8 protein-coding genes are annotated in these 6,791 nt (G+C 73.5%); all 8 read left to right on the top strand.

What is annotated here, in order from left to right:
- Nucleotides 1–570 (top strand): Asd/ArgC dimerization domain-containing protein (locus AC2W7G_RS06720; protein WP_485867753.1); only part of this gene is annotated, 570 nt, incomplete at its 5' end.
- A 34-nt stretch (nucleotides 571–604) separates the two neighbouring features.
- The gene (gene argJ, locus AC2W7G_RS06715; protein ID WP_485867752.1) at nucleotides 605–1,756 is read left to right on the top strand and encodes a bifunctional glutamate N-acetyltransferase/amino-acid acetyltransferase ArgJ; all 1,152 of its coding nucleotides are present in this window, start codon (nucleotides 605–607) and stop codon (nucleotides 1,754–1,756) included.
- Nucleotides 1,757–1,767: 11 nt separating this feature from the next.
- Nucleotides 1,768–2,757 (top strand): acetylglutamate kinase, encoded by a 990-nt coding sequence (gene argB / locus AC2W7G_RS06710; protein ID WP_485867751.1) that lies wholly within the window; start codon nucleotides 1,768–1,770, stop codon nucleotides 2,755–2,757.
- Entirely contained in the window at nucleotides 2,754–3,971 is a 1,218-nt protein-coding gene (locus AC2W7G_RS06705; protein ID WP_485867750.1) for an acetylornithine transaminase, read from the top strand. Before argB ends, AC2W7G_RS06705 begins: the two co-directional genes overlap by 4 nt.
- Nucleotides 3,968–4,891 carry an ornithine carbamoyltransferase gene (gene argF, locus AC2W7G_RS06700; protein WP_485867749.1) on the top strand — a complete coding sequence of 308 codons (924 nt, stop codon included), beginning with the start codon at nucleotides 3,968–3,970 and terminating at the stop codon, nucleotides 4,889–4,891. Before AC2W7G_RS06705 ends, argF begins: the two co-directional genes overlap by 4 nt.
- 1 nt (nucleotide 4,892) lies before the next feature.
- Nucleotides 4,893–5,186 (top strand): arginine repressor, encoded by a 294-nt coding sequence (locus tag AC2W7G_RS06695; RefSeq protein WP_485867748.1) that lies wholly within the window; start codon nucleotides 4,893–4,895, stop codon nucleotides 5,184–5,186.
- Nucleotides 5,183–5,401: an arginine repressor gene (locus tag AC2W7G_RS06690; protein WP_485867747.1), complete on the top strand. Its 219-nt coding sequence runs from the start codon at nucleotides 5,183–5,185 to the stop codon at nucleotides 5,399–5,401. The genes AC2W7G_RS06695 and AC2W7G_RS06690 overlap by 4 nt, the downstream gene beginning before the upstream one ends.
- Nucleotides 5,398–6,791, top strand: a 1,394-nt coding sequence (gene argH, locus AC2W7G_RS06685) for an argininosuccinate lyase (RefSeq protein ID WP_485867746.1), incomplete at its 3' end; no start/stop codon positions are given. The genes AC2W7G_RS06690 and argH, both read left to right, overlap by 4 nt.

Genomic DNA, 6,791 nt, shown 5'->3' with positions numbered 1-6,791 from the left:
TGGCCCTGCAGCCGGCGGTCCGCGCGGGCGTCGTCGCGCCGACCGACCTCGTCGCCGTGCTGGCCAAACGGCTTCTCCGGTGCCGGCAAGGCGCCCAGGCAGCACCTGCTCGCGTCCGAGGGGCTCGGCTCGGCGTCCGCCTACGGCGTCGGCGGCGTGCACCGGCACAACCCGGAGATCGTCCAGAACCTGCGCAGCGCCGGGGCCGACGAGGTGACCATCTCCTTCACCCCGACGCTCGTCCCGATGGCCCGCGGCATCCTGGCCACGGCCACCGCGCGCCTGACCGGTGACGCGGCGGACGTCCGCGCCGTCTACGAGAAGGCGTACGCCGACGAGCCGTTCGTCCACCTGCTGCCCGAGGGCGTCTGGCCGACCACGGCCGCGACGCTCGGCTCGAACAACGCCTTCGTCCAGGTCGCCGTCGACGAGCGGGCCGGCCGGCTCGTCACCGTCACCGCGATCGACAACCTGGTCAAGGGCACCGCGGGCGGCGCCATCCAGTCCATGAACCTGGCCCTCGGCCTGCCCGAGACCACCGGCCTGCCGACCGAAGGAGTCGCCCCGTGAGCCGCTCGTCCCTGCTCGTCCGTGAGGTCCCCGCATGAGCGTCACCGCCGCCCGGGGCTTCCGCGCGTCCGGCGTGACCGCAGGGCTCAAGTCCAGCGGCGACCCCGACGTCGCCCTGGTCGTCAACGACGGGCCCAGCCGTGCCGCGGCCGCCGTCTACACGTCCAACCGGTGCAAGGCCAACCCCGTGCTCTGGAGCCAGGAGGCCATCAAGGCCGGTCGCGCGACCGCGGTCGCGCTCAACTCCGGCGGGGCCAACTGCTACACCGGCGCCGAGGGCTTCCAGACGACGCACGCCACGGCCGAGCTCGTCGCCGAGCGCCTGGGCGTCGGCGCGATCGAGGTCCAGGTCTGCTCGACCGGGCTCATCGGGCTGCTCAACGACCGCGACGACCTGCTCGGCGGCATGGCCGCGGCGGTCGAGGCGCTGGACGCCGACGGGGGAGCGGCGGCGGCGCGCGCCATCATGACCACCGACAGCGTGCCCAAGCAGGCCCAGGTCACCCGCGACGGCTTCACCGTCGGTGGCATGGCCAAGGGCGCGGGCATGCTCGCCCCGGCGCTGGCCACGATGCTCGTCGTCATCACCACGGACGCCGACGTCGACGCGGCCACGGCCGACGCGGCGCTGCGCGCGGCGTGCCGCACCACGTTCAACCGCCTGGACTCCGACGGCTGCCAGTCGACCAACGACACGGTGCTGCTCATGGCCAGCGGCGCGTCCGGCGTCCGGCCCGAGGCGGACGCCTTCACGGCCGCGCTGCACGAGGTCTGCCACAGCCTGGCGCTGCAGCTGCTCGCCGACGCCGAGGGCGCGGACCACGAGATCGCGATCGAGGTCGTCCACGCCGCGAGCGAGGACGACGCGGTCGAGGTCGGACGCTCGGTGGCCCGCAGCAACCTGTTCAAGGCCGCGATCTTCGGCAAGGACCCCAACTGGGGCCGCATCCTGGCCTCGGTGGGCACGACGCAGGCCGCGTTCGACCCGGCCGATCTCGACGTCGCGCTCAACGGCGTCTGGGTCTGCCGCAACAGCGGGCCGGCCGAGTCGCCCGAGCTCGTCGACCTCGACCCGCGGCAGGTCGGCGTGACGATCGACCTCAAGGCCGGGGACGCGACGGCGACCATCTGGACCAACGACCTGACCCACGCGTACGTCCACGAGAACTCGGCGTACTCGACATGACGGAGCACGAGATGACGGACAGCAGCCCGTTCGGCACCGACCTGGAGGCCCAGGACGAGTGGAACCCCGGCGAGTGGAAGAAGGCGACCGCGAAGGCCGCCACCCTCGCCGAGGCGCTGCCGTGGCTGAAGAAGTACCACGGCAAGGTCGTCGTGGTGAAGTACGGCGGCAACGCCATGACCGACGACTCGCTCAAGCGCGCCTTCGCCGAGGACGTCGTGTTCCTGCGCCTGGCCGGCTTCAAGCCCGTCGTGGTGCACGGCGGCGGACCGCAGATCAGTGCGATGCTCGACAAGCTCGGCATCGAGAGCGAGTTCCGCGGCGGGCTGCGGGTCACCACGCCCGAGGCCATGGAGGTCGTCCGCATGGTGCTGACCGGCCAGGTCGGGCGTGAGCTCGTCGGCCTGCTGAACCAGCACGGCGACCTCGCGGTCGGCCTGTCCGGCGAGGACGGCGGCCTGTTCACCGCGCAGAAGACGATGCCCGTCGTCGACGGCGAGCCCGTGGACGTGGGCCTGGTCGGCGAGGTCGTCGGCGTGCGTCCCGAGGCCGTGCAGGACCTCATCGACGCCGGACGCATCCCGGTCGTCTCCACCGTGGCGCCGGACGCCGACGGCCAGGTGCACAACGTCAACGCCGACACCGCCGCCGCGGCGCTCGCCGTCGCGCTCGGGGCCGAGAAGCTGCTCGTGCTGACCGACGTCGAGGGCCTGTACGTCAACTGGCCCGAGAGCACCGACGTCATCGGCGAGATCTCGCCCGAGAACCTGGCCGAGGTCATCCCGACCCTGGCCAGCGGGATGATCCCGAAGATGACCGCCTGCCTCAAGGCGGTCGAGGGCGGCGTCACCGGCGCCACGGTCGTCGACGGCCGCGAGCCGCACGCCGTGCTGCTGGAGATCTTCACCGACGAGGGCGTCGGCACCCAGGTGCTGCCCGGTGCCCCCACGAAGGTCCGCAGCGCCCTGTACAAGACCTCGATGAAGAAGGACGACGCATGAGTGAGGGCACGTTCGCCGGCACCGCGCAGCAGACGACGAGCGCCGAGTGGCAGGAGCGCTACGCGGCGTCGCTGATGAACACCTTCGGCCCGCCGCAGCGCGTCCTGGTGCGCGGCGAGGGCCCGTACGTCTGGGACGTCGACGGCAACCGCTACCTCGACCTGCTCGGCGGCATCGCGGTCAACGTCCTGGGCCACGCGCACCCCGCGCTGGTGCAGGCCGTCACCGAGCAGCTGGGCACGCTCGGCCACGTCTCGAACTTCTTCACCACGTTCCCGCAGGTCGAGCTGGCCGAGCGCCTGCTCGAGCTGCTGGGAGGCGGCACCCGCACCGAGGGCCGGGTCTTCTTCACCTCCTCTGGCACCGAGGCCAACGAGGCCGCGTTCAAGGCCACCCGCCGCACCGGGCGCACCACGGTCGTCGTCGCCGACGGCGCCTTCCACGGACGCACGATGGGCGCGCTCGCGCTGACCGCCAAGACCGCGTACCGCGAGCCGTTCGAGCCGCTGCCCGGTGACGTCCGGCGCGTCCCGTACGGCGACGTCGCCGCGCTCGAGCCGGCGGTGGACGAGACGGTCGCCGCCGTGCTGCTGGAGCCCCTGCAGGGCGAGGCCGGCGTCGTCGTCCCGCCGGAGGGCTACCTCGAGGCCGCGCGCCGCGTCACGACCGAGCACGGGGCCCTGCTGTGGATCGACGAGGTCCAGACCGGCATGGGACGCACCGGCGACTGGTTCGCGCACACCGCCGCGGGGGTCGCCCCCGACCTCGTCACCGTCGCGAAGGGCCTGGGCGGAGGCGTGCCGATCGGGGCCTGCATCGGCCTGGGCGCCGCCGGCGACCTGCTCCAGCCGGGCAACCACGGGACGACGTTCGGCGGCAACCCCGTGGCCACGGCCGCCGGCCTCGCCGTCATCGCGGCGATAGAGTCCGAGGGCCTGCTCGAGAACGCGCGCGTCGTCGGCGACCAGCTGCGCGCCGACCTCGCCGCGCACCCGCTCGTCGCCGAGACCACCGGTCGCGGCCTGCTCGTCGGCATCGTCCTGCGCGAGCCGGTCGCCCCGCAGGTGGCCACGGCCGCCCTCGACGCCGGACTCATCGTCAACGCCGCCACCCCCGAGCGGCTGCGCCTCGCCCCGCCGCTCGTGCTGACCGCCGAGCAGGCGTCCGGCGCGGCGCGCACCCTCACGACCCTGCTGACGGAGGCCACGCCATGAGGCACTTCCTGCGCGACGACGACCTCAGCCCCGCCGAGCAGCGCGAGGTGCTCGAGCTGGCCCTGGCCATGAAGCGCGAGCCCTATGCCCGCAAGCCGCTCGCCGGCCCGCAGACGGTCGCGGTGCTGTTCGACAAGTCGTCCACCCGCACCCGCGTCTCGTTCGCCGTCGGCATCGCCGACCTGGGCGGCAACCCGCTGGTCATGGACTCCGGCACGACGCAGATCGGCCGCGGCGAGCCCGTCGCCGACACCGCGCGCGTGCTCGGCCGCATGACGTCCGCGATCGTCTGGCGCACCTACGCGCAGGCCGGTCTCGAGGAGATGGCGGCCCACGCCGGCGTCCCCGTCGTCAACGCGCTGAGCGACGACTTCCACCCGTGCCAGATCCTGGCCGACTGGCTCACCGTGCTCGAGCACAAGGGTGAGCTGGCCGGGCTGACCGTCGCCTACCTGGGCGCGGCGCCAACAACATGGGGCACTCGTACGTGCTGGGCGGCGCCACCGCCGGCATGCACGTGCGCGTCGGCGCGCCGTCGGGCTGACCAGCCGGACCCGGCGATCGTCGCGGACGCGCAGAAGGTGGCGGCCGGCACCGGCGGCTCGGTCGTCGTCACCGACGACCCCGCCGAGGCGCTCCGCGGCGCGGACGTCGTCATCACCGACACCTGGGTCTCGATGGGCCAGGAGGACGAGAAGGCCGAGCGGCTCGCGCTGTTCGGCGGGTACGCGGTGACCACCGAGGCGATGAGCCTGGCGAAGCCGGACGCGATCGTCCTGCACTGCCTGCCCGCCTACCGAGGGTTGGAGATCGCCGCGGACGTCATCGACGGCCCGCAGAGCGTCGTGTGGGACGAGGCGGAGAACCGGCTGCACGCGCAGAAGGCCGTCCTGGCCTGGCTGCTGGACCAGGCGTCCTGACGTGGCCGTCCCCACCACCAAGGCCGCCCGCCAGCAGCTGATCGTCGAGCTGCTCGGCCGCCACGCCGTGCGTTCGCAGGGCGACCTCGTGGCGCTGCTGGAGGCGCAGGGCGTCGTCGCCACCCCGTCGACCGTCTCGCGCGACCTGGTCGAGCTGGACGCCGTGCGCGTCCGCCGCGACGGGGGACTGGTCTACGCCGTCCCGGCCGAGGGCGGCGACGTGACCCCGCGTCCGGCGTCGACAGCCCCGCCTCCCAGGCCCGCCTTGCGCGGATCTGCCGCGAGGTGCTTGTGACCGCCGAGGCGTCGGCCAACCTCGTCGTCCTGCGCACCCCGCCCGGAGCCGCCCAGTACCTGGCCTCGGCCATCGACCATGCGACCCTCGGGGACGTCCTCGGCACCATCGCCGGCGACGACTCCGTCCTGCTCATCAGCCGCGACCCCGCGGGCGGCGAGGCCGTCGCCCAGCGGTTCACCGCCCTGGCCACGTCCCCGAAGGAGACCCCGTGACCGAGAACGACCAGACCCGCCTGTGGGGCGGCCGCTTCGCGTCCGGGCCGTCGCCCGAGCTGGTCGAGCTGTCGCGCTCCACCCACTTCGACTGGCGCCTGGCCCCCGTACGACCTGGCCGGTCGCGCGCGCCACGCCGCGTCCTGCACGCCGCCGGTCTGCTGACCGACGACGACCACCGCCGCCTGGTCGAGGGCATCGACGCGCTCGAGGCCGACGTCCGGTCCGGCGCGTTCGGGCCGCAGCCCGACGACGAGGACGTCCACACGGCCCTCGAGCGCGGCCTGCTCGAGCGTCTGGGGGCCGAGCTCGGCGGACGGCTGCGGGCCGGCCGCTCGCGCAACGACCAGGTTGCCACGCTCTTCCGCATGTACCTGCGCGACCACGGCCGGGCGATCTCGGCGCTCGTCACCGAGCTCGTCCAGGCGCTGGCCGACCAGGCCGAGCAGCACCTCGGCGTGGCCATGCCGGGCCGCACGCACCTGCAGCACGCCCAGCCCGTCCTGCTCAGCCACCACCTGCTGGCGCACGCCTGGCCGCTGGTGCGCGACTTGGACCGGCTGGCCGACTGGGACGCCCGGGTGGCCGCCGACTCGCCGTACGGCAGCGGGGCGCTGGCCGGGTCCTCGCTCGGCCTGGACCCCGAGAAGGTCGCCTCTGGCCTGGGCTTCAGCGGCTCCACCGCGAACTCGATCGACGGCACCGCCGCCCGTGACTTCGTCGCCGAGTTCGCCTTCGTCACCGCGATGATCGGCGTGGACGTCTCGCGGCTGGCCGAGGAGGTCATCCTCTGGAACACCAAGGAGTTCGACTTCGTGCGGCTGCACGACGGCTACTCCACCGGGTCGAGCATCATGCCGCAGAAGAAGAACCCCGACATCGCCGAGCTCGCCCGGGGCAAGGCCGGACGCGTGATCGGCAACCTGTCGGGCCTGCTCGCGACGCTCAAGGCGCTGCCGTTGGCCTACAACCGCGACCTGCAGGAGGACAAGGAGCCGGTCTTCGACTCGATCGACACGCTCGAGGTCCTGCTCCCGGCGTTCACCGGCATGGTCCGGACGCTCACGTTCAACACCGAGCGGATGGAGTCGCTGGCCCCGCAGGGCTTCGCGCTGGCGACCGACATCGCCGAGTGGCTGGTCAAGCAGGGCGTGCCGTTCCGCGTCGCGCACGAGCTGTCCGGCGCCTGCGTCCAGGAGTGCGAGCAGCGCGGCATCGAGCTGTGGGACCTGTCGGACGAGGACTTCGCCCGGCTCTCGCCGCACCTGACGCCCGGCGTCCGCGAGGTGCGTTGGAGCGTCGAGGGGCGTCCCCTGGCGTCGCGCGACGTCGCGCGCGGCAGCCGCCCCCCCGGCCGACTCACCCGACTGCCCCCCATAGAGAGGCTGAC

This window comes from Aeromicrobium sp. PFPM2_SD2, assembly GCF_057364525.1.
This window is presented reverse-complemented; position numbering and strand designations above follow the sequence as displayed.

What these genes read in the sequence shown, in the direction of transcription:
- AC2W7G_RS06705 (WP_485867750.1), top strand. Translation starts at nt 2,754, where the DNA reads ATGAGTGAGGGCACGTTCGCCGGCACCGCGCAGCAGACGACGAGCGCC.
- argF (WP_485867749.1), top strand. Translation starts at nt 3,968, where the DNA reads ATGAGGCACTTCCTGCGCGACGACGACCTCAGCCCCGCCGAGCAGCGC.
- argJ (WP_485867752.1), top strand. Translation starts at nt 605, where the DNA reads ATGAGCGTCACCGCCGCCCGGGGCTTCCGCGCGTCCGGCGTGACCGCA.
- argB (WP_485867751.1), top strand. Translation starts at nt 1,768, where the DNA reads ATGACGGACAGCAGCCCGTTCGGCACCGACCTGGAGGCCCAGGACGAG.